The sequence below is a fragment of the Thermus brockianus genome (assembly GCF_021462505.1).
Classification (GTDB): Bacteria; Deinococcota; Deinococci; order Deinococcales; family Thermaceae; genus Thermus; species Thermus hydrothermalis.
The window spans coordinates 50,368-71,132 of sequence record NZ_JAKEDV010000011.1; the positions used below are offsets into that span (position 1 = coordinate 50,368).

Consider the following 20,765-nt stretch of genomic DNA (forward strand, 5'->3'; position numbering starts at 1 on the left):
CCCGCCCCCACCCCCCTAAATAGGGGGCGATGCCGAAGAAGCGCACGCAAGGGACCAGCGCACCGGCCAAGGGCGGGGCCACCACCTTGGTGGTGGTGGAGTCCCCCGCCAAGGCCAAGAGCATCCAGAAGATGCTGGGCCCCGCCTACGAGGTGCGGGCAAGCCGCGGCCACGTGGCCGACCTCCCCGAGCGGGATTTGGGCGTGGACGTGGAGCGGGACTTCGCCCCCACCTACGAGGTGAAGAAGGACAAGAAGCCCGTGGTGGAGGAGCTCAAGCGGGCGGCCCAGGGCAAGCGCCTCCTCATCGCCACCGACCCCGACCGGGAAGGGGAGGCCATCGGCTGGCACGTGGCGAGGCTTTTGGGCCGCAACCCCCAAGAGCCCATCCGGGTGGAGTTCCACGAGATCACCCCCAAGGTGGTGCGCCAAGCGGTGGAACACCCCCGCCCCATTGACCAGAACCTGGTGGACGCCCAGCAGGCCCGCCGGGTCTTGGACCGCCTCTTGGGCTACAACCTCTCCCCCCTCCTCTCCCTGGAGTTCCGCAAGCGGGCCCTCTCCGCCGGCCGGGTGCAGAGCGTGGCCCTGAGGCTTGTGGTGGAGCGGGAGGAGGAGATTGAGGCCTTCCAACGGGAGGCGTACTGGCTCCTCAAAGGCCTCTTCCAGGCGGCGGGAAAGACCTTCCCCGCCCTCCTCCACGAGGTGGACGGCAAGCGCCTTTGGGCGGGGCAAGGGGAGAAGGAGGGGAAGCTCCACCTCAAGACGGAGGCGGAGGCCAAGGCCCTGGCGGAGGAGGCCCGGAAGCGCCCCTACCGGGTGGTCCGGGTGGAGGTGAAGGAAAGGCGCAAGTCCCCCCCGCCCCCCTTCACCACCTCCACCCTCCAGCAAGCGGCAAGCAGCCGCTTGGGCTACACGGCAAGCCGCACCATGCGCATTGCCCAGCGCCTCTACGAGGGGGTGGACCTCCCCGAGGGCACCGTGGGCCTCATCACCTACATGCGCACGGACTCGGTGCGCATCTCCCCCGAGGCCCTGGCCCTGGCCCGGGAGGTCATCGCCGAGCGCTTCGGGCCAAGCTTCCTCCCCGAGGCCCCCCGGGTCTACAAAAACCGCAAGGAAGGCGTGCAGGATGCCCACGAGGCCATCCGTCCCACCGACCCAAGGCGCACCCCGGAAAGCGTGCGCAAGTACCTTTCTGAGGAGGAGTACCGCCTCTACGACCTCATCTGGCGGCGGTTTTTGGCGAGCCAGATGAAGGACGCCCTCTACGAGCAGACGGCGGTGGTCCTCGAGGGCCAAGGAACCCCCCGCCTCCTCTTCCGTGCCTCGGGCTCGGTGCTCAAGTTTGAGGGCTACCTGAAGGCCTGGGGCAAGGAGGAAGAGGACGAGGAACCCCCGGTGCCCCCGGTGCCGGAAGGCTCCGAGGCCCAGCTTCTGGAAATCACCCCCGAAGAGCGCTTCACCGAGCCCCCGCCCCGCTACACGGACGCCAGCCTGGTGAAGACCATGGAGGAGCTGGGCATCGGCCGCCCCTCCACTTACGCCCCCACCCTGGAAACCTTGGAAAAACGTGGGTACGTGGAGCGCAGGGGGCGCACCCTCCTCCCCACCCCCTTGGGCCGGGAGGTGACCCATTACCTGAAGGAGCGCTTCCCCCAGGTGGTGGCCTACGAGTTCACCGCCCGCATGGAAGACCGCCTGGACCAGGTGGAGGAGGGCAAGGCCCCTTGGCCCCAGGTGGTCTGGGAGTTCTACGAGCCCTTCTTGGGGGAACTGGCCCAGGTGCCCAAGAAGACCTGCCCCCGGTGCGGCCGCCCCTTGGAGCTCAAGGTGAGCCGCTACGGGCAGTTCCTGGGCTGCACCGGCTACCCGGAGTGCACCTACACCGAGCCCCTGGAAAAGCGGGAGGCGGAGCCCATAGGGGAAGCCTGCCCCAAGTGCGGCAAGCCCCTTCTGCGCAAGGAAGGCCGCTACGGGAGCTTCATCGCCTGCTCGGGCTACCCGGCGTGCGACTACACCCGGGACGATGGCCGGCCCACGGGGCACACCTGCCCCAAGTGCGGCGGCCGGGTACTGGAAAAAAGGAGCAAGCGGGGCAAGCCCTACTACAAGTGCGAGGAAAACGCCTGCGATTTCCTCTCCTTCTATCCCCTCCTGGACCAAACCTGCCCAAGCTGCGGCTGGCCTTTGGTCAAAAAGGGGGAGGGCGCCTGCATCAACCCGGGCTGCCCGGCGCACGACCCCAAGCTCCTTCCCGCCCCCAAAACCCCAGGCCCCGCCAAGGGCAAGCGAAAGGCCCCAAGCGCCCCCAAACTCCCCCAGGACTTTGAGGCCTTAAAGGCTTTTCTCCCAAGCCTGAAGGAGGAAGAACGCCAGGCGGTGGAGGCCTTAGCCCAGGGGAAGAAGCTTTCCCCAGAGGAAGCCGCCTTGGCCAAGCGGGCCCTCTTTAAGCTCCGGATGCAAAAGGGCCGGGCCAAGAAGGAGGTGGCCCCCGCCTGATGGAAAGCTACAAGCTCCACCTCCTGCGCCTGGCCCGGGCGGAAAGGGTGGAGGTGCCGGGCACCCCCCTCAAGGCCTACCCCCTCCTCGAGGCGGAAGAGCGCCAAGGGGTCGCTTTTTACCTTCTCTTGGAAGGGGAGCTCGTCATAGACCTCCCCGAGGGGCGCTACCTGCACCTCAGAAAAGGGGAAGCCGCCCGGGTCACGGAGCCCCACCGCCTCCTGCCGGTGGAACGGGCGGTGCTTTTGGAGTGGGGCTAGGCCCCACGAGATAGACCGCCCCCCAGGGGCGGTAGACGCTTACAAAGCGGTCCTCCCGCACCCGGCCGTCGGCGTAGCGCACCTTGCGCCGTACCTCCACCCGGGCCCCTTCGGCGGCGAAATCCACTTGCTTGCGCACGCCCGGGGGCAAGGACGGGTCCAGGACCTCCTTGGGGGGAAGGGGCGGCTTGCGCTCGCTGAGGAAGGGGCCCTCCCAGGAAACCTCCCGGTCCTTGGTCCCGAAAAGGTGGAAGCGGAGCTTGGTGCCCACCACGGAGCGCTGGACCAGGATGTGCCCCGGGGTGTCGTTTAGGGCCTTTAGGTCCTTGTAGGGCTGGATGACCGCCGCATCCAGGCCGGGGGGCTTGTAGTAGGCCACCTGGTAGCTGTGGGCGTGGCGCTCCAGGATGGGCAGGCCGGCGAAGAAGAAGGCGCGGAAAAGGGTGGTGGACACCTGGCACACCCCGCCCCCCACCCCCTCCTCCGTGCGGTCCCCCACGATGACGAAGGCCTCCTTGTAGCCTTCCTCCTCCGTGATGGGCCCCAGGGCCTGGTTGAAGGAGAAGGTCCCTCTGGGGATGAGGAGGCCGTCCAGCCTGCTGGAGGCGAGAAGGAGGTTATGGGCCCGCTCCCGGCTGGACCCCCTGAAGTCCGTCTCTCCCGTGGCCAGGTGCTCCCGCACCCCCAGGGCGTAAAGGTCCTTTAGGCTTGGGCTTGGCGGGGTGTAGCGTACGGGAAGCCGGAAGCTCTTCTTCCCTTGGCCCAGGGCTTCCCGGTAGGCCTGTAGGGCCAAAGCTTCGTCAAAGGCGAGCCCCTTCTTCTCCACCCCCCGCCACCGGCCTTCCTGGTAGACAAAGCGGGGCGGGCGGGGTGGGCGGGCGAGGCGCTTGAGGAGGGCTTTTAGCTCCGCCTCCGAGGCCACGGGGTAACGCTCTACCCCCGTGTAGGCCACAAGCCTCCCCTCCTCTATAACGTCCTCCTGAAGCACCAAAAGAGCCTCCAGAGGCGAACCCTGCCCCCAGGCCCCGCCAAGCCCGAGAAGGAGAAGAAGCCATAGCCCCTGGCGCATGCCCCAAGGGTAGCACGCCCCCGGTGAAAGCCCTGTGAAGGATGCCCCTTGCGCCCCTCGCAACCCCATGGTAATCTCCGGCCTAGGTCCCAGCTTTCACACCGTTTTCACACGCCACGCCCATACTGGGACCTGTAAGGGAGGTGCAGAGATGAAGGCAAAAGGCTTCACGCTGATAGAGCTCGCTATCGTAATCGTCATCATCGGGATCCTGGTGGCCATCGCCGTGCCGCGGTTTGTGGACCTCACCGACCAAGCCAACGAAGCCAATGTCAACGCTACCGCAGCTGCAGTGCGCTCCGCTTACGCTATCGCCACTGTTCAGGCCAAAGGCGTCCCCACCTGTGCTCAGATCTTCGCTAACTTGGAAGGTGGCTCAGCCAGCGGAAATACCTGGACTTCCAGCGATGGGGGAACGAGTGTAAGCTGCAATGCCACTAACGACACGCTGACCATCACCCGAGGCACCAAGACCGTCACTCTCAGCTACGCAATCAACTGATCCTCGTGGCTATGGGCACCCCCTCGAGGCCTACCCTCCTCGAGGGGGTTCTTTTACTGAGCCTGTTCGCAGGCCTCACCGCCATCAACCCTTGGGGCCAGGGGCACGAGGCCATCTGGAACGCTCCACGAGAGGCTGGAATGGCCGCCTTCGTCCTCTTGACGCTCCTCGGGGTGCTCGTCCGGAAAAGCCGCCTGCCCCACCTTGGAAGCGAGGGCTTGGCCCTCCTCGCCTCTTTGGGCTTTCTCCTTTCAGGCATCGCCGCCACGCTCCTTTCGCCCCAACCCATCTGGAGCTTTACCGGGTATTCCAGCGTGGGGGATGGGCTGCGGTTTTGGGCGCTAGGGGTGGCCTTCGCCTGGGCGACCTACCTGGCCCTAAAAACGGGCCTCGTTTCCCCCAAGCGCCTCGCAGCCACGCTTTTCCTCGGCTTGGGTCTGCATACCCTGGCCATATTCCCCCAGGTCTGGAACTGGAAGCTGGACTATACGCACACCCAAGGCCAAACGTACGTAAGGTGCTTTGACGAAGCCAAAACCCAGTGCCAAGAAAACCCCAAGGCCACCGCCTCCGGCGTGCACCAAGGGCAGATGCCCATCGGCCTCACCTCCCACCGGGGGCACGCCGCTGGGGTTCTCGCTTTGCTTGGGCTTTTCGTGGTCGGGCATTACCTGGGTAAGCCAAGCCGGCGGCTCCTCTTCCTCTTCGCCCTGGGAAGCCTCGCCCTCTGGTTCACGCAAACCCGTGGCGGATGGCTCGCCCTTTGGGTACCCCTCCTCTCCCTGGGGCTGTTTTGGGCACGTCCCATGCGAACCCCTGGGGTCTGGAGGCTCCTCGCCGCCGGAGCCCTTACCTTCGGCGTTTACTGGGGAGCAACCCACCTCCATCTCGTGGAATTCCGAAGGTTTTTTGCCGAGCTGGGCGCAGATTTCGCCGAGGCCAACGCCTTCAGTTCTGGTCGGCTGGAGCTTTGGCAAAAGGCTCTGGAAGCCTTACCCCTACGGCCCCTTTTGGGTTGGGGTTTTGATGGGTTCGCCCGAGCTTACCCCTACGCCGTAGACTGGAACGGGAAGGAGCAAGACCAGATGCCCATCGCCCTCACGCCCCCCGTGCGGGTTATCCAAGGCGAGGACCGCCTTATTTACCTGGAAGACGCCAAAGGCCTTCGTCTCCTCGCCCCGTCCCCCTACGCCAAGGCCCACAACCTGGTGCTGGACCTCATCTTGTCGGTGGGCATTCTAGGGGGCCTCGCCTATCTTCTATGGCTCGGCCTCACCCTCGGCCAGGCCTCTTGGGACAGGCTCCCATGGGTCCTCGTCCTGGTCGGGTATATCCTTTATGGGCTTACCTGGTACGATAGCGTCCACGTCACCCCCATCGCCCTTCTTGCCTTGGGCGCATTCTGGGTACGGGACGAAACATGGCAAAAGGCTTGACCCTAGTAGAGCTCGCCCTTGTCCTCCTAGTAGTAGGCATCCTCGCCGCTGTGGCTGTGCCTCGCTACCTGGACCTCCAGGCCGAAGCTCGCAAAGCCCAGCAACAAGAGGTTCTAAGGAACCTCCGCTCCGCCTACGCCATCTTCATCGCCCAAAACAGAACCGTACCCACATGGAACCAACTCAAAGCCCTTTTGGGAAACCCCCAGGATCTTAGGCTTTCCTCTTCCTGCCCCTCTGGAACCACCGTGGCCTACTGGGACCATAACCACAACGCCGCCTGCAACGCCGGGGAACGTCTGGCTTACCTGTATGCGGACGAGGCCTGCTCGGTCTTTCTCATCGCGGTGAGCTCCACCACGGTTACCGTGCCCATTCGCTGCTTTCGCGGGCACCCGGATACGCTAGAGTGAGGAACAGGACATGCGGGCCAAAGGCCGTGGCTTTACCCTGACAGAGCTTGCCCTGGTGCTGGTCATTTTGGGGCTTCTCGCCGCCATCGCCGTTCCCAAGTTTGTAGACCTATCCCAGGAGGCGGAAAAGGCTGCGGCGCGCCAGACCCTCATGGCCCTGAACTCCACCGTGCGCATCCTCACCGTCAAGCTTGGGCGCCCTCCGGGGCTAGATGAGGTCTGGGAAGCGCTGGACTCGCCTTATAAGAAGGATACCTGGGAAGAGCCTTTCCTAAAGCGAAACCCTTATGGCCCCTACAACTACCAAATCATCCTCCGCTACCGGCCAGGGCGGGAGTACTGCATGGACGGGTACAACCCCTTTGGCCAGCTGGCCCAAGCGGGGAACCCCGCCACCCAACCGGAGGCCCGCATCGTGGTATTCCGCCCTTATACCTCCGGGATAAGCGCCTATTGCCAGGGGGAGTTCTGATGGGGGAAAGGGGCTATCTCCTCCTACTGGTGGCGTTGATCCTGGTGTTTTTGGGCGTCCTCGTCCTCCCCTACTCCCTTCTTGCCCGCCTCAATGCGGAAAGGACCCTGAGGTCCCAGGCAGGTCTACAGGCCCTCTACCTGGCGGAAGCGGGAGCGTGGGAGGCCATCGCCTTCATCCAAGCAAACCCCAACAACCCCACCTACGCCGCCCAGCCCGTACTGGTATGCCAAACCTCCTCACCCTGTACCTCCAGCGCCGGAGATTACGTGGGAAGGTACTGCTACAGTACGGGAAGCCTAGGGGGAATAAACTGCGCCATTTCCCAAACCAATACTGGGGGCAAAAGGCGTTTTACCATCAACGCCGTGGGCGAGAGCGATGGGGTGGTAGCCCAGGTAAGGGCTGTCTACAACGCCACGGATGACGTGGTGGAAGAATGGGAGGTAGTCCCATGAGCCCCAAGGGTTTTAGCCTTGTTGAAGCTGCTTTAGCCCTACTTCTCCTGTCGCTTCTCCTATTGGTGGTAGACGCCCTATCCTCCACGATCCGTAGTGGTAGCGCCACGCAAGCTTCCCAGGAAGGACTATTCGTAGCAGAAACCGTCCTGGAAAACAATGACCCTTTTCCCAACTGCCCCACTACCCAAAGCCTCACGTTGGGAGGAAAAACCTATCAGGTTTGCCAGAGTTCTAGAAGCGAAACGCTTTCTGGCATTTCCCGAATCATCAGCACAATAAGGGTATACGAAGGAAGCCAACTTTTAGCCGAGGTAACCCAGGTGGCGGTGGCCTCCTCGGGCCCTACCCCAATAGCGGGAAGCTGCGCCCCAGGTGGAAACCGCAGGCAGGTTGTCTTCACCTTACCTTCCACAGGCAACACTTATATTGCCTTTTCCCTAAGCTGGTCCCCACAGACCCCTTCAAACCAACAGCTGCGAGAAATTCGGCAAGTGGCCCCGCTGTTCCTAATCCACTACAGCGGGACCTACGCCTCAGGAAGCGGGTTCGCTAGCTTTGCTTCGCCCCTTTCCTTACTCACCTCTACCCAAATCCGCTTGCGGTTTTCCAGGAACTTCTCACGGAACACTACCTACACCTTCAACCTCCGCCTGCGCGATGCGCTGGGCAGGGAGTATTCGGTAAACTCTTGCGAGGTGAGGTGGTGAAGCAACAGGGTCTAACCCTTGCGGAGCTGGCCGTCGCCATGCTCCTGGCTGGCCTTCTAGCCCTAGCCCTTTCCACCCTTCTCCTCTCCGGTATGCGAAGCCAAGAGGAGGGAAGCCTCCTACAGGCCCAAGCCCTCATGGCGGACCTCAGGGGCTACCTGGGCAAGGATCTGCGCAGCGCCACCAGCGTCGGCCTTACCAACGCTAGCTCTACAGGCTTTGTGGTCCAGGTGAGCGCTTCCCCAAACCCCCTCTGTGTGCAGTACCGCCTGCAAGCGGGCCGCCTCCAAAGAGCCTTGTGGTCGGCAAATAGCTGCGGCAACGGCACGAATACGGGCTTCCAGGACCTCCTCGCCCCTGCCCTTCTTCCCAATGCCGCCTTCTGCTACGAAGACGAGAGGGTTTACCTGATGGACGCCCCGTGCGACCTCAATGTCCTAGACGGCAAAAACCTTACCCTCCGGGTAGGAGGACGTGACTACCGTTTCCCACCTGTGGTGGTGGCCTTGCGCACTGGATAAACTGGGAGCGAACCGAGTATGCCTCTCTTCCTTGTTCTGCGCCAACGCATCCTGCGCCTCGAGAGGGAACACGTGGAAAGCTTCCCGGCGGAAGGCCTTTTGGACGAGGAGGGAAGGCCCCGGTACGAGCGCCTCCTCCACCGCCTGCGCGAGCTTGGGGCCAAGGGGAGCTACATCGGCTTGGGGCCGGAGTTCGCCCTTCTCCGCTGGCAGAGCTTCCCGGCCCTCGAGGGCTTCCCCCTGGAGGAAGCCGTCCTCGCCGAGGCGGAGCGGAGCCCCCTCTTCGCCGGGGAGGAGCTTTTCGCCGACTACCTCCTCACCACCCCCGAGGACGAGCGCAGGGTGCGGGTCCTCTACGCCGCCATGCCCAAGAAGGGAGCCGCCCTCTTGGGCCGCTTGAGGCCAAGCCGCATAGAACCCTTGCCCCTCCTCCTCTGGCGCCACGCCCTCCAACGGAGCGAGGCGCACACCCTTTTGGTCCTGGAAAACCTGGCCCACACCGTGGCCCTTTTTGAAGGGGGGGTGCTCAAGGGCTTCCGCTACCTCACCCTCGAGGCCGATGCCGGCACGGAAGCCCTCGCCGAGGAAGTGGCCCGCTCCCTCGCCCTCTTTGGCCACGCAGGGCGCCCGGAGGAGGCCTGGCTCCTGGGCCTCCCCACCCCACCCCCCCTGCCCCCGGGGCTTTTGGCGGAGCGCATCCACCAGGACGCGCCCCAGGGCCTGGAGGCCCTGGCCCTGGCCCAGGCGCTTTCCCTAGACCTCAAGCCAAGGCGCCGCCCCTTGGGGGAAGGCTTGCCGCGGGAGGCCCAGCTCGCCATCTTTTTGGCCTCCCTCTTCTTCGTCCTGGGGCTCCTTGGGCAAAGCCTCCTCACCCAGATGGCCGCCCGGGAAAGGGGCCGCCTAGAGGCCCTAAAGCGGGAAGCGGCCCTCTTGCGGGAGCAAGCCTTCCAGCCGGCAAGGCCTGAGGGGCTTGGCCTGGAGGAGATCCTCAAGGTGGCGGCGGAAAAGCCGGAAAGCCTTTGGCTCACCCGCCTCGAGGCCGAGGAGGGCCGCCTCCTCCTAGAGGGCAAGGCCCTGGACCCCTACGCTCCCCTCCTCCTCGCCCAACGGCTTGGGGGGAGGGTGGGCCCCCTGGAGCGCGCAAGCCTAGGGGGAAAGACCGTCTACGCCTGGGAGGTGGAGGTTGCAAAGGCCCAAGCTCGGTGAACTCCTCCTGCGCCTAGGGTACATCACGGCGGAGCAGCTCCAGGCGGCCTTGGAGGAGCAAGCCCGCACGGGGGACCTCCTGGGCCAGGTCCTCCTCCGGCGGGGCTACGTGAAGGAGGAAGACCTGGCCCGGGTCCTGGCGGACCAGCAAAGGGCGCCCCTCATCCGCCTGGCGGAAACCTCCCCCGATCCCCAAGCCCTGCGCCTCCTGGATCCCCGCTTCGCCCGGGAGAAGCGGGTCTTCCCCTTTCGGGTGGAGGGGAACCGGCTCCACGTGGCCATGGCCCACCCCTCGGACCTGGCCCTTCTGGACGAGCTCCGCTTCCTCACGGGAAAGGAAATCGTTCCCTACCTGGCCCCAGACCGGGAGATCCTGGAGGCCCTGGACCGCCTCCTGGCGGAGGAGGCCCGGCCCAAGGAGGAGGCCCGGCGCGAGGAGACCGCCCAGGTGGACCTCACCCTCGAGGCCATGCCCGCCGTGCGCTTGGCCCAGGCCCTCCTGGAACGGGCCATCGGCCTCAACGCCAGCGACCTCCACCTGGACCCCGAGGAAACCCACCTGGCGGTGCGGGCCCGCATGGACGGGGTCATCCAGGAGCTAGAACGCCTCCCCAAGGACCTGGAAGCCCCCCTGGCCGCCCGCTATAAGGTCCTGGCGGGCATGGACATCGCCGAAAAGCGCCGCCCCCAGGACGGCCACTTCACCTTCCCCTTTGAGGGAAAGCGGTACGAGGTGCGGGTGGCCTCCGTGGGCACCCTCCACGGGGAGAAGCTCACCCTGCGCATCATCTACCCCACGGGAGTGCGGCTCGGCCTCACGGAGCTCGGCATGCTCCCCGAGGAGCTCGCCCTCTTTCAAAAGCTCCTCCGTAAGCCTCACGGCATCCTCTTCGTCACCGGCCCCACGGGAAGCGGCAAGACCACCACCCTCTACGCCGCCCTGGACCGCCTTTACACCCGGGAGAAAACCTTCGTCACCATTGAAGACCCCGTGGAGTTCCCCCTGGAGGGCGTGGTGCAGATCCCCGTCCAGCCCAAAATCGGCCTCACCTTCGCCGAGGCCCTGCGGAGCGTTTTGCGCCTGGACCCCGACGTGATCCTGGTGGGAGAGGTGCGGGATGGGGATACCCTGGACACCGCCCTCCGGGCGGCCCTCACCGGGCACCTGGTCCTCGCCACCCTGCACGCCAACGACGCCATCGCCGCCATAACCCGGCTCTTAGAAATGGGAGCGGAAAGGCACCTCCTGGCCTCCACCCTCCTCGGCACCGTGGCCCAGCGCCTGGTGCGCCGGGTCTGCCCCCAGTGCGCCCGGCCCCAACCCCTTTCCGAGGAGGCCCGCCTCTTCTTCGGGGAGGAGGCGCCCGAGGAGGAGGTGCGGGGGGAAGGGTGCCCCTTCTGTCGGGGCACGGGGTATAGGGGACGGGTAGGCCTTTACGAGGTCTACGCCCCCGACCGGGAAGCCCTCTACCGCCTGGGCCTAGGCGCCAGCGAAGGGGAACTGCGGGAGCGGGCCAAAGCCCAAGGCCACCGGGACCTGCGGGCGGTGGGGCTCCACCAAGTGCGCGCGGGGATCACCACGGGGAGCGAGCTTCTGCGGGTGCTTGGGACTTGGGAGTAGGCCATGCGCTTCCTGTACGAGGCCACGGACGAAAAGGGAGAACGGATCTACCGGGGGGTCCTCGAGGCGGAAACCCCCCAAGGGGCCAGGCGCCGCCTCCGGGAGATGGGCCTCTATCCCTTGCGTTTGGAGAGGGTAAGGCGCCCGCAGAAAGGGCGGGTACCCCTTCCCGAGCTCGTCCTCTTCATGGAGGAGTTCGCCACCCTGGTGGGGGCCGGGGTGTCCGTGACCCAGGCCCTGCACACCCTCTCCTTGGAAAGCCGGCACCCCCTCCTGAAGGAAGCGGCCCGAGGGGTGCGGGAGCGGGTGGAGGGGGGCGAGGGTCTGGCCCAGGCCATGGACCAGTACCCCCAGGTCTTCCCTCCCCTGGTGCGGGCCCTGGTGGGGGCGGCGGAGGTGGGCGGGGCCTTGGAGGTGGTGCTCAGGCGCATCGCCGAGTACCTGGACAAAAGCCACGACCTGCGGGAAAAGGTGCGCACCGCCCTCCTCTACCCCTCCTTCGTGGTGGCGGTCTTGGTCCTCGTGGTGGCGGTTCTGCTCCTTTTCGTCATCCCCGTCTTCGCCCGGCTTTACGGGGCAGCGGGGGCGGAGTTGCCCTGGCCCACCCGCTTCCTCATCGGCGCCTCCTTCTTCGTGCGGCAAAACGGGTTTTGGCTCCTCCTCTTCCTTGTGGGCCTGGTGTACTTCCTTAGGGCCTACCACCAGACCCCCGGGGGCGCCCGGCTCATAGACGGGCTTCTCCTCCGGCTTCCCCTGGTGGGGCCCATCCTGCACAAAGCGGCCATGGCCCGCTTCGCCCGGACCCTGGCCACGCTTTACGAGGGAGGCGTGCTCATCACCCAGGCCCTCGAGGCCACCCGCAACACCCTGGGCAACGCCGCCCTCGCCGAAGCCCTGGACCGGGTTCTGGAACGGGTGGTCCGGGGGGAGTCCCTTAGCGCTGCCATGGGGCGCGAACCCCTTTTCCTGCCCATCCTGGTACGCCTCGCCCTGGTGGGAGAGGAGGCGGGAAGCCTGGACCAGATGCTTTACCAAGCCGCCTTCCACCTGGAGCGGGAGGTGGACTATGGGGTCAAACGGCTCTCCTCCAGCATTGAGCCCGCCCTCACCGTGGTCTTAGGGGGTATAATGCTCGTGGTCGCCTTAGCGCTTTATCTTCCGCTCTTTGACCTCTCCCGGATCCTGCGCCGATGAAGCTCCCTATCTGGCTTTGGTTCCTCCTGCCCTTGGCGGTCCTCCTCTGGAGCGCCAACACCCTTTTGGCCACCTACCGGACCTACCAAGGGGCCAAGGCGGAAGCGGTGGCCTTGGAAAAGGAGGTGGAGGCCCTCACCCAGCGCCTGCCCCAGGCTCTGGCCGAAGCCCCCCTACGGGAGGAGGAGCTTCCCCGGCTTTACCAAGGCCTTTTCCGCCTGGCGGAAAGCCAGGGGCTAGAGCTTCACGCCATGGAGCCTGGGGAAGCGGAAAGCGCCGGCAATGTCCGTGCCTGGCGGCTTCACCTTAAGCTCCAGGGTCCCTACCCTGGGGTTTTGGGCTTCCTGGAGGTCCTCCCCTCCCTGGACCAGCCCCTCTGGGTGGAAAGCTACGCCCTCGAGCCCGCCGGGGAACGGGGAGAGCGCCTCGCCCTAGACCTCACCCTCCGGATCCTGGCCCCCTAGGCCCACCGCCCGGTAAAGGGCTTCCTCCTCTTCCGCCGTGAGGTACCTAGCTTCTCCCAAAGGCAAATCCCCAAGGGCCAAAGGCCCCATGGATAGCCGCTTCAGGTAGAGCACCCGGTTGCCCCGGGCGGCGAACATCCGCTTCACCTGGTGGAAGCGCCCTTCCCTTAGGACAAGCTCCACCCACCTGGGGTCCTCCCCGAGGAAAAGCTCGGCGGGAAGAAGCCTCCTTCCATCCAGAAAGAGCCCCTCGGCGAAGGCTTTTTGGTCCTCTGGGGTGGCCGGGTGGAGGAGGTGGACGAGGTAGCGCTTTTCCACCTTGTGCCGGGGGTGGGTGAGGCGGTGAAGGAGTTCCCCGTCCGTGGTGAAGAGGAGGAGCCCCTCGGTGTCCTTGTCCAGCCGGCCCACGGGGGAAAGGTCCCTAAGGGGAAAGCCCCGCAAAAGGGCGTAGACCGAAGGCCCTTCGGTACGGCTCGTCACGTAGCCCCTAGGCTTGTGCAGGAGCACGTGGTGGTGGCGCCGCACCCTAAGGGGCTTCCCGTCCAGGGCCACCTCCGCCTCCTGGGGCACGCGGAAACCAGGGTCCCGCACCACTTCTCCCGCCACGGAAACCCGCCCCGCCCGCACGAGCCCCGCCACCTCCTTGCGGCTCCCAAGGCCCAGGCGGGCGAGGAGCTTGTCCAAGCGCTCTCCCTTCACAACTCCCTGGCCCCTTTCAGCCACCCAAAGGCTTCCCGGGCAAACCCTTCTCGGGTGTGCCCCCTGGGCTCCACGCGCCCGTCCAACCCCTTCGCCGCCTCCTCCCCCCCATCTGGCCGCTTACGCCCACCGCGCAGGATGCCCAGCCGCAATCCCCCCTTCCAGGTTCCGCGCGCCCATGGCCAGGGTGGGGTGGGCTTGGGCGCGCCACCGGGCAAAGGCCTTGCGGTCCAAGGGCGCCATCCTCCTTATCCTAAGGGGCATGAGGCTTTACCAGTTGGACAGCTACGCCACCCGTTTCCGCGCCCAGGTGGTGCGGGCCTGGAGCGACGCAAAGGGGCACTACGCCGTACTCTCGGAAACCCTCTTCTACCCCGAATCCGGGGGGCAGCCTGCGGACACCGGGGTCCTGCGGGGGGCGTTCGGCGAGGTGCGGGTCCTCCACGCCTACGAGGAGGAAAAAGCCTTCGGGGACGTGGTCCACGTCCTCGCCCAACCCGTGCCCCAAGGCGCCTTTGTGGAGGGGGAGATTGACTGGGAAAGGCGCTTCCGCCACATGCAGCGGCACACCGCCCAGCACATCCTCTCCCAGGCCCTCCTACGGGCCGGCAACTACCACACCATCGCCGTGAGCCTGGACTCGGCGGTGTGCACCGTGGACCTCGAGGAGGAACTGGAAGAGGAAAAGCTCCGCCAGGCGGAAGCCCTGGCCAACCTCGCCGTCTACGCCGATTACCCGGTGGAGGCCTTCTTCGTGAGCGAAGCGGAACTGGCCCAGTACCCCCTAAGGCGCCCCCCCAAGGTGCAGGGCCAGGTGCGCCTGGTGCGCATCGGGGACTTTGACCTCGCCGCCTGCGGGGGCACCCACCTAAAGACCAGCGCCCAAGCCGGGCCCATCAAGGTCCTGAAGTGGGAGCGGTACAAGGGGGGAAGCCGGGTCTACTTTATGGCGGGGTGGGAGGCCTTGGAGGACTACCACGCCAAGCACGCCCTCCTCGCCCGGCTCGCCCTCGGCTTCTCCACGAACCCCCTGGAGGTGGAGAAGCCCATCCAGAAACTCCAGGAAGAGCTTTATGCCCTAAAAGGGGAAAACCTAACCCTGAAGGAAGCCCTGGTGGAAGCCCTCCTCCCCAGAGCCCTGGAGGAAGGGGTGCTTTTGGTCCCGGCGCCCGTCCTCGGGGAGCTCGCCAAAAAGCTCCTTTCCTGGAGCGACAAGACCTTCCTCCTCCTCTCCCCCGAGGGCCGCTTCGCCCTCCTGGGCCCCAAGCGGATGGAGGTCCTGGAAAGCCTCAAGGCCCTGGGGGCCAAGGGCGGGGGCAAGGAGGTGGTCCAGGGGGCCCTGCCCAAGGAAAAAGTGGCGGAGGCCCTGGACCCCAAGCGGGTAAGCTAGGGGCATGGGGCTATTTGAGGGGAAAGGCGTCCTGGTCACGGGGGGCGCCCGGGGGATTGGCCGGGCCATCGTCCGGGCCTTCGCCCGGGAAGGGGCCTTGGTGGCGCTATGCGACCTAAGGCCCGAGGGGCAGGAGGTGGCGGAGGAGGTAGGGGGGTTTTTCGTCCGGGCGGACCTGGCGGAGGAGAGGGACCGGGTGCGCTTCGTGGAGGAGGCGGAAAAGGCATTGGGCCGGATTGACGTCCTGGTCAACAACGCCGCCCTCTCCGCCCCCGGATCTGCCCTCACGGTGAAGCTTCCCGAGTGGCGCCGGGTTTTGGAGGTGAACCTCACCGCCCCCATGCACCTTTCCGCCCTGGCGGCCAGGAGGATGCAGCGGGTGGGGGGCGGGGCCATCGTGAACGTGGCCAGCGTCCAAGGGCTTTTCGCCGAGCAGGAAAACGCCGCCTACAACGCCTCCAAAGGGGGCCTCGTGAACCTCACCCGCTCCTTGGCCTTAGACCTCGCCCCCCTCAACATCCGGGTGAACGCCGTGGCCCCCGGGGCCATCGCCACGGAGGCGGTCCTCGAGGCCATCGCCCTCTCCGAGGACCCCGAAAGGACCCGGCGGGACTGGGAGGACCTCCACGCCCTCAGGCGGCTTGGCCGCCCGGAGGAGGTGGCGGAGGCGGTGCTCTTTCTGGCCTCGGAGAAGGCCAGCTTCATCACCGGGGCCATCCTCCCCGTGGACGGGGGGATGACGGCGAGCTTCCTGATGGCGGGCCGCCCCGTCTAGCGGTAAAGCTCCCGGGCGATGACGAGGCGTTGGATCTCCGAGGTGCCCTCGTAGATCTCCGTGACCTTGGCGTCCCGGTAGTAGCGCTCCACCCGGTAGTCCCGGTGGTAGCCGTAGCCCCCCAGGACCTGCACCGCCTCCCGGGTCACCTCCACCGCCACCTGGCTGGCGAAGAGCTTGGCGGCGCTGGCCTCGAGGGTGAACCTCTCCCCTAGGTCCTTCTTCCGCGCCGCCTCCAACACCAGGGCCCGGGCGGCGGCGATCTTCACGTGCATGTCCGCAATCTTAAAGGCGATGGCCTGGTGCTCCCTAAGCTTCTTGCCAAACTGCTCCCGCTCGTCCGCATAGGCCTTGGCGATCTCGTAGGCGCCCCGGGCGATGCCCACCGCCTGGGCCGCCACCCCCACCCGCCCCGAGTCCAACCCCGCCAAGGCGTAGGCCAGGCCCCGCCCCTCCTCCCCCAGCCGGTTCTCCTCGGGAACGAAAACCCCTTCCAGGCGGACCTCGGCGGTGTGGGCGGCGTGGAGGCCCATCTTCTCCTCCGGGGGGCCGAAGGAAAGCCCCTGGGCGTCCTTCTCCACCAAAAAGGCGCTGATGCCCTTCTCCGTGCGGGCCATGACCACGTAGAGGTGGGCCTGGCCGGCGGAGGTGATCCAGCTCTTCACCCCCCAAAGCTCGTACCCCCCCGGCACCCTGCGGGCCTGGGTCCGGAGGCTCGCCGCGTCCGAACCCGCATGGGGCTCCGTGAGGCAAAAGGCCCCGATCCACTCCCCCCGGGCTAGGGGCACCAAATACCTCCGCTTTTGCGCCTCGGTGCCGAAACGGAGGAGCATGTACTGGGGAAGCCCGCTGGTCACGGAAAGGACCACCGCCACGCTGGGGTCGGCGGCGGCAATCTCCTCCAGGGCCAAGGCCCAGGTGACGGAGTCTAGCCCCACGCCGCCCCAGGCCTCCGGGGTGGTCATGCCGAGGAGGCCCAGCTCCGCCAGGGCCTTAAGTTGCGGCCAAGGGTACTTCCCCTCCTTGTCGTACTCCGGGGCCAGGGGGTAAAGCACCTCCTTGGCCACCTTCCGTACCGTGTCCAAGACGAGCCTTTGCTCCTGAGTAAGGGTCATCGCCCCCTATCGTATCACCGCAAGGGGGCAAAAAAACGTCAGGTTTCGCCCCAGCGGGGGGCGCGCTCCGCCTTCAGGCCCAGGTGGTCCAGGATACGCTGGGTGACGAAGCCCAGGAGGTCCTTGATCTCCTTGGGCCGGTGGTAGAAGCCGGGGCTTGCCGGCAGGACCACCGCCCCCGCCTCGGCCGCCTGGACCATGGCCCTCAGGGTGGGCAGGGGTAGGGGGGTTTCCCGGGGCACCAGGATGAGGGGCCTCCTTTCCTTGAGGTGGACGTAGGCTGCCCGGGTGAGGAGGGTATCGGCGAGGCCCCAGGCCACCTTGGCCAGGGTGGTGGCGGAGCAGGGCACCACCACCATCCCCCGGGTGGGAAAAGAGCCCGAGGCGATGGGGGCCCCCAGGTCCCCGTCCTTGTATACCCGGCTTGCCAGAGGGTAAAGGTCCTTGGGGTTTAATCCCATCTCCTCCCACAAGACCCGCTTGGCCCCTTGGGAGAGCACCAGGTGCACCTCGGCGAGGCCCTGGAGGGCTTCTAAGAGGTCCAAGGCGTAGGGCATGCCGCTTGCCCCCGAAATCCCCACCACCACCCGGGGAAGGTCCATGCCTCCCATCCTAAAGGGAAAACCCCAGGCCCAAAGGCCTGGGGGGCACCCCGTGGGGCGGGGGCTTACTTCAGCTCCACCACCGCGCCCACGGCCTCGAGCTTCTTCTTGATCTCCTCCGCCTCGGCCTTGGGGATGCCCTCCTTGACGGGGCCGCCCTTCTCCGCCAGGTCCTTGGCCTCCTTGAGGCCCAAGCCGGTGATGGCGCGAAGCTCCTTGATGACCTCCAGCTTCTTGGCCCCGGCGTCCTTGAGGATCACGTCAAACTCGGTCTTCTCCTCAGCGGGGGCAGCGGCCGCCGCCTGGGCAGGGGCCGCGGCCACGGCCACGGGGGCCGCAGCGGTCACGCCCCAAGCCTCCTTGAGGACGTCAATGAGCTGCTTGAGTTCCAAAACCGTCGCCTGGGAAAGCTCTTCCTTGATGCGTTCTATGTCCAAAGCCATCTTCTACCTCCTACGCCGCCTTCTTCTCCGCGTACGCTTCCAAGATGCCTACCAGTTCCCGGGCCACGCCCCCCAGGACGCCCACAAGCTCGGCCAGGGGCGCCTGCAGGACGCCCACAAGCTCCGCCCGGAGCTCGTCCATGGTGGGAAGCTCCGCCAGAGCCACCACGTCCTTGGCCGAGAGCACCTGGCCCTGCAGAAGGCCGCCCTTCGCCTCGGGGATGCCCTTGGGGTTCTTCTTGGAGAACTCCACCAGGGCCTTGGCCGCCGCCACCGGGTCCTCGTAGAAGACCACGGCGCTCGGGCCCTGAAGCCCGTCCAGTTTGGGCAGGCCAAGCTCCTCCAGGGCGATGCGGATCAGGGTGTTCTTGGCTACAAAAAGCCGCGCCCCCTTCTCCTTCAGGGCCTGGCGCAGGGCGTGGGTTTCCTTGGCGGAAAGCCCCTGGTAGTTCACCAGGAAGAAGGAGCCACGGGCCGCCTCAAGGCTTTCCTTGAGGGCGGCAAGAAGCTCAACGTTGCGCTTGTTTGGCACGCCTTCCTCCCTTTTGGGGCAGGGGAACCCCGACCGGTTTTCGGGCTTTACGAAACGCTCCCCCTCAAGCGCCTCGGCGGGATGTTTAAGGCCTAAAGCCCCCCGCTGTCTTGGGCCTGGGCGCAAGTGCGCCCGGGGTGCCACCCTGGAGTCTAAAAGAAAGGGGGCCTGGCGTCAAGCCAGGCCCCCCTATCCTGCCCTTTAGGAGTGGGGGTTGATGCGGATGCTCGGCCCCATGGTGCTCGTCACGTAGACCGAGCGCAGGAAGGTACCCTTGGCCGCTTCAGGCTTGCTGGCCTCGAGGGCCTTGATGAAGGCGCGGATGTTATCGGCCAGCTTCTCCGGGGGGAAGCTCGCCTTGCCCACGGGGGCATGGATGGCCCCGGTCTTATCGTTGCGGAACTCAATCCGCCCCGCCTTGATCTCCCGGATGATCTCCCCGATGTTGAAGCCCACGGTGCCCGCCTTGGGGTTGGGCAGGAGGCCCCTGGGACCCAGGATGCGGCCCAGCTTGGAGCCCACCGCACCCATCACGTCCGGGGTGGCCACCACGGCGTCAAAGTCCAGCCAACCATCCAGGATCTTCTGGATGATCTCCTCCCCGCCCACGTAGTCAGCCCCGGCCTCCTCCGCCTCCTTGATCTTCTCCCCCTTGGCGATGGCCAAAACCCGCACCTGCTTGCCAAGGCCATGGGGCAAGGAAACGGTGCCCCGCACGTTCTGGTCGGACTTGCGGGGGTCAATGCCCAGCTTGGCGTGGACCTCCACGGTTTCGTCAAACTTGGCCGTGGCCAGCTCTTTCACCAGCTGGGCCGCCTCGTCAATGGTGTAGACCCGGTTCGGGTCCACCTTCTCCAAGAGGGCGCGGTAGCGCTTGCCGTGCTTAGGCATCCTTCACCTCCGGCGCGCCCACCACCTCCACCCCCATGGACCGGGCCGAGCCAGCGATCATGCGGGCGGCGGCCTCCAGGTCGGTGGTGTTCATGTCGGGAAGCTTCTGCTTGGCGATCTCCAGCACCTGCTGCCAGGTGATGCGGCCCACCTTCTCCCGCCCCGGCTTGTGGGCCCCCTTCTCCAGCCCCGCCGCCTTGCGGATCAGGTAGCTGGCGGGCGGGGTCTTGGTGATGAAGGTGAAGGAGCGGTCGGCGTAGATGGTGATCTCCACGGGGACGATGGCGTCCCCCATGTTGGCGGTGGCCGCATTGAAGGCCTTGACGAACTCCATGATGTTGGCCCCGTGCTGGCCCAAAGCCGGGCCCACCGGGGGCGCGGGCGTGGCCTTGCCCGCAGGCAGCTGCAGCTTAACTACGGCAACGACTTTCTTCATTTTTCCCTCCTAGGCTCCCCCCAAGTTGGGGGTGCAGACGCCTTTAGGCCTTGACCACCTGGGAGAAATCCAATTCCACAGGGGTCTCGCGCCCGAAGATGGTGACCATGACCTTGACCTTGCCCTTTTCCGGGTTGATCTCGGTCACGGTGCCGGTAAAGTCCGCGAAGGGGCCGGAGACCACGCGGACCTGGTCCCCTTCCCGGAAGGCCACCTGGGCCTTGGGGGCTTCCTTCTTCCCCAACAGGCCGGAGACCTCGAGGATGTGCCGCACCTCGTCCGGGGAAAGGGGTACTGGACGGCTTCCCGCCCCCACGAAGCCGGTGATGCCCGGGGTGTTCCGCACCACCTCCCAGGCCTCGTTGGGCTCCTCCTCGTCCCCCAGATCCATCTGCACGAAGAGGTAACCGGGGAAGAGCTTCTTCTTGACGACCTCCTTCTTCCCCCCCTCGCGGAGTTCCACCACCTCCTCCGTGGGTATCAGGACCTGGAAGATCTTGTCTTGAAGGCCAAAGGCCTGGATGCGCTTCTCCAGGTTGGCCTTGGCTTTCTCCTCCTGCCCCACGTAGGTGTGGACCGCGTACCATTCAATGCTCATCGCAAAAGCCCTATGAGAAAGCGGAAAACCAGGTCGTAAAGGCCCAGGAGCACCATGAACGCCAAGGTGAAGAGGAGAACCGCCTGGGTACCCTCCACGATCTGCTCGCGCGTGGGCCAGGTAACCCGGGCCAGTTCCGCCCGGGCTTCCTGGAAGTAGCGGACAATCCGGGCAAACATCAGGCCTTCACTTCCCGGTGCACGGTGTGCTTGTCGCACCAGGGGCAGTACTTCTTAAGCTCCAGCTTGGAGGTGGTGTTGCGCTTGTTCTTCTCGGTGGCGTAGTTGCGGCGCTTGCACTCGGTGCACTCCAAGAGGATCTTGATGCGGACCTCGCTGGCCATGCCTCACCTCGCAAAGAGGGGGGAGGAGGCCTCCCCCCTAGGGCTCACTCCAGGATTTTGGTGACCACGCCGGCACCCACGGTCCGCCCACCCTCACGGATGGCAAACCGCAAA

At 65.9% G+C, this 20,765-nt stretch carries 27 protein-coding genes; 14 read left to right on the forward strand and 13 right to left on the reverse strand.

Going from position 1 to position 20,765, the window contains the following annotated elements; all coding sequences use genetic code 11:
* Positions 1–29 precede the first annotated feature (29 nt).
* Together topA and LXN00_RS11670 are read left to right on the forward strand one after the other, a co-directional pair.
* Positions 30–2,501 carry a type I DNA topoisomerase gene (gene topA, locus LXN00_RS11665; RefSeq protein WP_234508412.1) on the forward strand — a complete coding sequence of 824 codons (2,472 nt, stop codon included), beginning with the start codon at positions 30–32 and terminating at the stop codon, positions 2,499–2,501.
* Positions 2,501–2,761: a hypothetical protein gene (locus tag LXN00_RS11670; RefSeq protein WP_234508415.1), complete on the forward strand. Its 261-nt coding sequence runs from the start codon at positions 2,501–2,503 to the stop codon at positions 2,759–2,761. The genes topA and LXN00_RS11670 overlap by 1 nt, the downstream gene beginning before the upstream one ends.
* On the opposite strand, the gene LXN00_RS11675 is transcribed toward LXN00_RS11670, so the two are convergent.
* Positions 2,703–3,830, reverse strand: a complete 1,128-nt coding sequence (locus tag LXN00_RS11675; RefSeq protein ID WP_234508417.1) for a VanW family protein — start codon at positions 3,828–3,830, stop codon at positions 2,703–2,705. The genes LXN00_RS11670 and LXN00_RS11675 overlap by 59 nt on opposite strands.
* 151 nt (positions 3,831–3,981) lie before the next feature.
* On the opposite strand from LXN00_RS11675, the gene LXN00_RS11680 reads away from it, so the two are divergent.
* From LXN00_RS11680 to pilO, 10 genes are all read left to right on the forward strand, one after another.
* The gene (locus LXN00_RS11680) at positions 3,982–4,332 is read left to right on the forward strand and encodes a prepilin-type N-terminal cleavage/methylation domain-containing protein (protein ID WP_234508419.1); all 351 of its coding nucleotides are present in this window, start codon (positions 3,982–3,984) and stop codon (positions 4,330–4,332) included.
* A gap of 11 nt (positions 4,333–4,343) precedes the next feature.
* The gene (locus LXN00_RS11685) at positions 4,344–5,768 is read left to right on the forward strand and encodes an O-antigen ligase family protein (RefSeq protein WP_234508464.1); all 1,425 of its coding nucleotides are present in this window, start codon (positions 4,344–4,346) and stop codon (positions 5,766–5,768) included.
* Positions 5,765–6,181, forward strand: a complete 417-nt coding sequence (locus LXN00_RS11690; RefSeq protein ID WP_234508421.1) for a type II secretion system protein — start codon at positions 5,765–5,767, stop codon at positions 6,179–6,181. The genes LXN00_RS11685 and LXN00_RS11690 overlap by 4 nt, the downstream gene beginning before the upstream one ends.
* 10 nt (positions 6,182–6,191) lie before the next feature.
* Positions 6,192–6,653, forward strand: a complete 462-nt coding sequence (locus tag LXN00_RS11695; RefSeq protein ID WP_234508423.1) for a type II secretion system protein — start codon at positions 6,192–6,194, stop codon at positions 6,651–6,653.
* A complete protein-coding gene (locus LXN00_RS11700) occupies positions 6,653–7,111 on the forward strand; it encodes a hypothetical protein (protein ID WP_234508424.1) in 459 nt (152 codons plus the stop codon). The genes LXN00_RS11695 and LXN00_RS11700 overlap by 1 nt, the downstream gene beginning before the upstream one ends.
* A 703-nt stretch (positions 7,112–7,814) precedes the next feature.
* The gene (locus LXN00_RS11705) at positions 7,815–8,342 is read left to right on the forward strand and encodes a prepilin-type N-terminal cleavage/methylation domain-containing protein (protein WP_234508426.1); all 528 of its coding nucleotides are present in this window, start codon (positions 7,815–7,817) and stop codon (positions 8,340–8,342) included.
* Positions 8,343–8,360: 18 nt separating this feature from the next.
* Entirely contained in the window at positions 8,361–9,548 is a 1,188-nt protein-coding gene (locus tag LXN00_RS11710) for a hypothetical protein (RefSeq protein WP_234508428.1), read from the forward strand.
* A complete protein-coding gene (locus tag LXN00_RS11715) occupies positions 9,526–11,169 on the forward strand; it encodes a GspE/PulE family protein (protein ID WP_234508429.1) in 1,644 nt (547 codons plus the stop codon). The genes LXN00_RS11710 and LXN00_RS11715 overlap by 23 nt, the downstream gene beginning before the upstream one ends.
* 3 nt (positions 11,170–11,172) lie before the next feature.
* Positions 11,173–12,363 carry a type II secretion system F family protein gene (locus LXN00_RS11720; RefSeq protein ID WP_234508432.1) on the forward strand — a complete coding sequence of 397 codons (1,191 nt, stop codon included), beginning with the start codon at positions 11,173–11,175 and terminating at the stop codon, positions 12,361–12,363.
* Positions 12,360–12,827: a type 4a pilus biogenesis protein PilO gene (gene pilO / locus LXN00_RS11725; RefSeq protein WP_234508434.1), complete on the forward strand. Its 468-nt coding sequence runs from the start codon at positions 12,360–12,362 to the stop codon at positions 12,825–12,827. Before LXN00_RS11720 ends, pilO begins: the two co-directional genes overlap by 4 nt.
* Here the strand turns inward: pilO and LXN00_RS11730 are convergent.
* Complete coding sequence (locus LXN00_RS11730; RefSeq protein WP_234508436.1) at positions 12,795–13,526, reverse strand: pseudouridine synthase; 732 nt, start codon at positions 13,524–13,526, stop codon at positions 12,795–12,797. The two genes, pilO and LXN00_RS11730, sit on opposite strands and share 33 nt — an antisense overlap.
* 120 nt (positions 13,527–13,646) lie before the next feature.
* Positions 13,647–13,769, reverse strand: a complete 123-nt coding sequence (locus LXN00_RS12680; protein ID WP_267962850.1) for a hypothetical protein — start codon at positions 13,767–13,769, stop codon at positions 13,647–13,649.
* A gap of 19 nt (positions 13,770–13,788) precedes the next feature.
* Between LXN00_RS12680 and LXN00_RS11735 the strand changes: the two genes are divergently transcribed.
* Positions 13,789–14,916, forward strand: coding sequence for an alanyl-tRNA editing protein (locus tag LXN00_RS11735; protein WP_234508438.1), 1,128 nt, complete (start codon positions 13,789–13,791; stop codon positions 14,914–14,916).
* Between the two features lie 4 nt (positions 14,917–14,920).
* Positions 14,921–15,691, forward strand: a complete 771-nt coding sequence (locus tag LXN00_RS11740; protein ID WP_234508440.1) for an SDR family NAD(P)-dependent oxidoreductase — start codon at positions 14,921–14,923, stop codon at positions 15,689–15,691.
* Here LXN00_RS11740 and LXN00_RS11745 read toward each other — a convergent pair.
* The 10 genes from LXN00_RS11745 to LXN00_RS12830 all read right to left on the reverse strand — a co-directional run.
* Positions 15,688–16,806 (reverse strand): acyl-CoA dehydrogenase family protein, encoded by a 1,119-nt coding sequence (locus tag LXN00_RS11745; protein WP_234508442.1) that lies wholly within the window; start codon positions 16,804–16,806, stop codon positions 15,688–15,690. The two genes, LXN00_RS11740 and LXN00_RS11745, sit on opposite strands and share 4 nt — an antisense overlap.
* A 38-nt stretch (positions 16,807–16,844) precedes the next feature.
* A complete protein-coding gene (locus LXN00_RS11750) occupies positions 16,845–17,408 on the reverse strand; it encodes a UbiX family flavin prenyltransferase (RefSeq protein WP_234508444.1) in 564 nt (187 codons plus the stop codon).
* Between the two features lie 65 nt (positions 17,409–17,473).
* Complete coding sequence (gene rplL / locus LXN00_RS11755; protein ID WP_234508447.1) at positions 17,474–17,851, reverse strand: 50S ribosomal protein L7/L12; 378 nt, start codon at positions 17,849–17,851, stop codon at positions 17,474–17,476.
* 10 nt (positions 17,852–17,861) lie between these two features.
* Positions 17,862–18,383, reverse strand: coding sequence for a 50S ribosomal protein L10 (gene rplJ / locus LXN00_RS11760; protein WP_234508449.1), 522 nt, complete (start codon positions 18,381–18,383; stop codon positions 17,862–17,864).
* Between the two features lie 201 nt (positions 18,384–18,584).
* The gene (gene rplA / locus LXN00_RS11765; protein WP_234508450.1) at positions 18,585–19,274 is read right to left on the reverse strand and encodes a 50S ribosomal protein L1; all 690 of its coding nucleotides are present in this window, start codon (positions 19,272–19,274) and stop codon (positions 18,585–18,587) included.
* Entirely contained in the window at positions 19,267–19,710 is a 444-nt protein-coding gene (gene rplK / locus LXN00_RS11770; protein ID WP_071677193.1) for a 50S ribosomal protein L11, read from the reverse strand. The genes rplA and rplK overlap by 8 nt, the downstream gene beginning before the upstream one ends.
* A gap of 43 nt (positions 19,711–19,753) precedes the next feature.
* Positions 19,754–20,308 (reverse strand): transcription termination/antitermination protein NusG, encoded by a 555-nt coding sequence (nusG, locus tag LXN00_RS11775; protein ID WP_234508453.1) that lies wholly within the window; start codon positions 20,306–20,308, stop codon positions 19,754–19,756.
* The gene (secE, locus tag LXN00_RS11780) at positions 20,305–20,487 is read right to left on the reverse strand and encodes a preprotein translocase subunit SecE (RefSeq protein WP_234508456.1); all 183 of its coding nucleotides are present in this window, start codon (positions 20,485–20,487) and stop codon (positions 20,305–20,307) included. The genes nusG and secE overlap by 4 nt, the downstream gene beginning before the upstream one ends.
* Positions 20,487–20,651 carry a 50S ribosomal protein L33 gene (gene rpmG / locus LXN00_RS11785; protein WP_234508458.1) on the reverse strand — a complete coding sequence of 55 codons (165 nt, stop codon included), beginning with the start codon at positions 20,649–20,651 and terminating at the stop codon, positions 20,487–20,489. Before rpmG ends, secE begins: the two co-directional genes overlap by 1 nt.
* 44 nt (positions 20,652–20,695) lie before the next feature.
* On the reverse strand, positions 20,696–20,765 hold a 70-nt coding region (locus tag LXN00_RS12830; RefSeq protein WP_414423112.1), incomplete at its 5' end, for a hypothetical protein.

Coding starts and splice junctions, on each gene's coding strand:
- topA (WP_234508412.1), top strand. CDS start 30: ATGCCGAAGAAGCGCACGCAAGGGACCAGCGCACCGGCCAAGGGCGGG.
- LXN00_RS11670 (WP_234508415.1), top strand. CDS start 2,501: ATGGAAAGCTACAAGCTCCACCTCCTGCGCCTGGCCCGGGCGGAAAGG.
- LXN00_RS11675 (WP_234508417.1), bottom strand. CDS start 3,830: ATGCGCCAGGGGCTATGGCTTCTTCTCCTTCTCGGGCTTGGCGGGGCC.
- LXN00_RS11680 (WP_234508419.1), top strand. CDS start 3,982: ATGAAGGCAAAAGGCTTCACGCTGATAGAGCTCGCTATCGTAATCGTC.
- LXN00_RS11685 (WP_234508464.1), top strand. CDS start 4,344: ATGGGCACCCCCTCGAGGCCTACCCTCCTCGAGGGGGTTCTTTTACTG.
- LXN00_RS11695 (WP_234508423.1), top strand. CDS start 6,192: ATGCGGGCCAAAGGCCGTGGCTTTACCCTGACAGAGCTTGCCCTGGTG.
- LXN00_RS11700 (WP_234508424.1), top strand. CDS start 6,653: ATGGGGGAAAGGGGCTATCTCCTCCTACTGGTGGCGTTGATCCTGGTG.
- LXN00_RS11710 (WP_234508428.1), top strand. CDS start 8,361: ATGCCTCTCTTCCTTGTTCTGCGCCAACGCATCCTGCGCCTCGAGAGG.
- LXN00_RS11720 (WP_234508432.1), top strand. CDS start 11,173: ATGCGCTTCCTGTACGAGGCCACGGACGAAAAGGGAGAACGGATCTAC.
- pilO (WP_234508434.1), top strand. CDS start 12,360: ATGAAGCTCCCTATCTGGCTTTGGTTCCTCCTGCCCTTGGCGGTCCTC.
- LXN00_RS12680 (WP_267962850.1), bottom strand. CDS start 13,769: ATGGCGCCCTTGGACCGCAAGGCCTTTGCCCGGTGGCGCGCCCAAGCC.
- LXN00_RS11735 (WP_234508438.1), top strand. CDS start 13,789: ATGAGGCTTTACCAGTTGGACAGCTACGCCACCCGTTTCCGCGCCCAG.
- LXN00_RS11740 (WP_234508440.1), top strand. CDS start 14,921: ATGGGGCTATTTGAGGGGAAAGGCGTCCTGGTCACGGGGGGCGCCCGG.
- LXN00_RS11745 (WP_234508442.1), bottom strand. CDS start 16,806: ATGACCCTTACTCAGGAGCAAAGGCTCGTCTTGGACACGGTACGGAAG.
- LXN00_RS11750 (WP_234508444.1), bottom strand. CDS start 17,408: ATGGACCTTCCCCGGGTGGTGGTGGGGATTTCGGGGGCAAGCGGCATG.
- rplL (WP_234508447.1), bottom strand. CDS start 17,851: ATGGCTTTGGACATAGAACGCATCAAGGAAGAGCTTTCCCAGGCGACG.
- rplA (WP_234508450.1), bottom strand. CDS start 19,274: ATGCCTAAGCACGGCAAGCGCTACCGCGCCCTCTTGGAGAAGGTGGAC.
- rplK (WP_071677193.1), bottom strand. CDS start 19,710: ATGAAGAAAGTCGTTGCCGTAGTTAAGCTGCAGCTGCCTGCGGGCAAG.
- nusG (WP_234508453.1), bottom strand. CDS start 20,308: ATGAGCATTGAATGGTACGCGGTCCACACCTACGTGGGGCAGGAGGAG.
- secE (WP_234508456.1), bottom strand. CDS start 20,487: ATGTTTGCCCGGATTGTCCGCTACTTCCAGGAAGCCCGGGCGGAACTG.
- rpmG (WP_234508458.1), bottom strand. CDS start 20,651: ATGGCCAGCGAGGTCCGCATCAAGATCCTCTTGGAGTGCACCGAGTGC.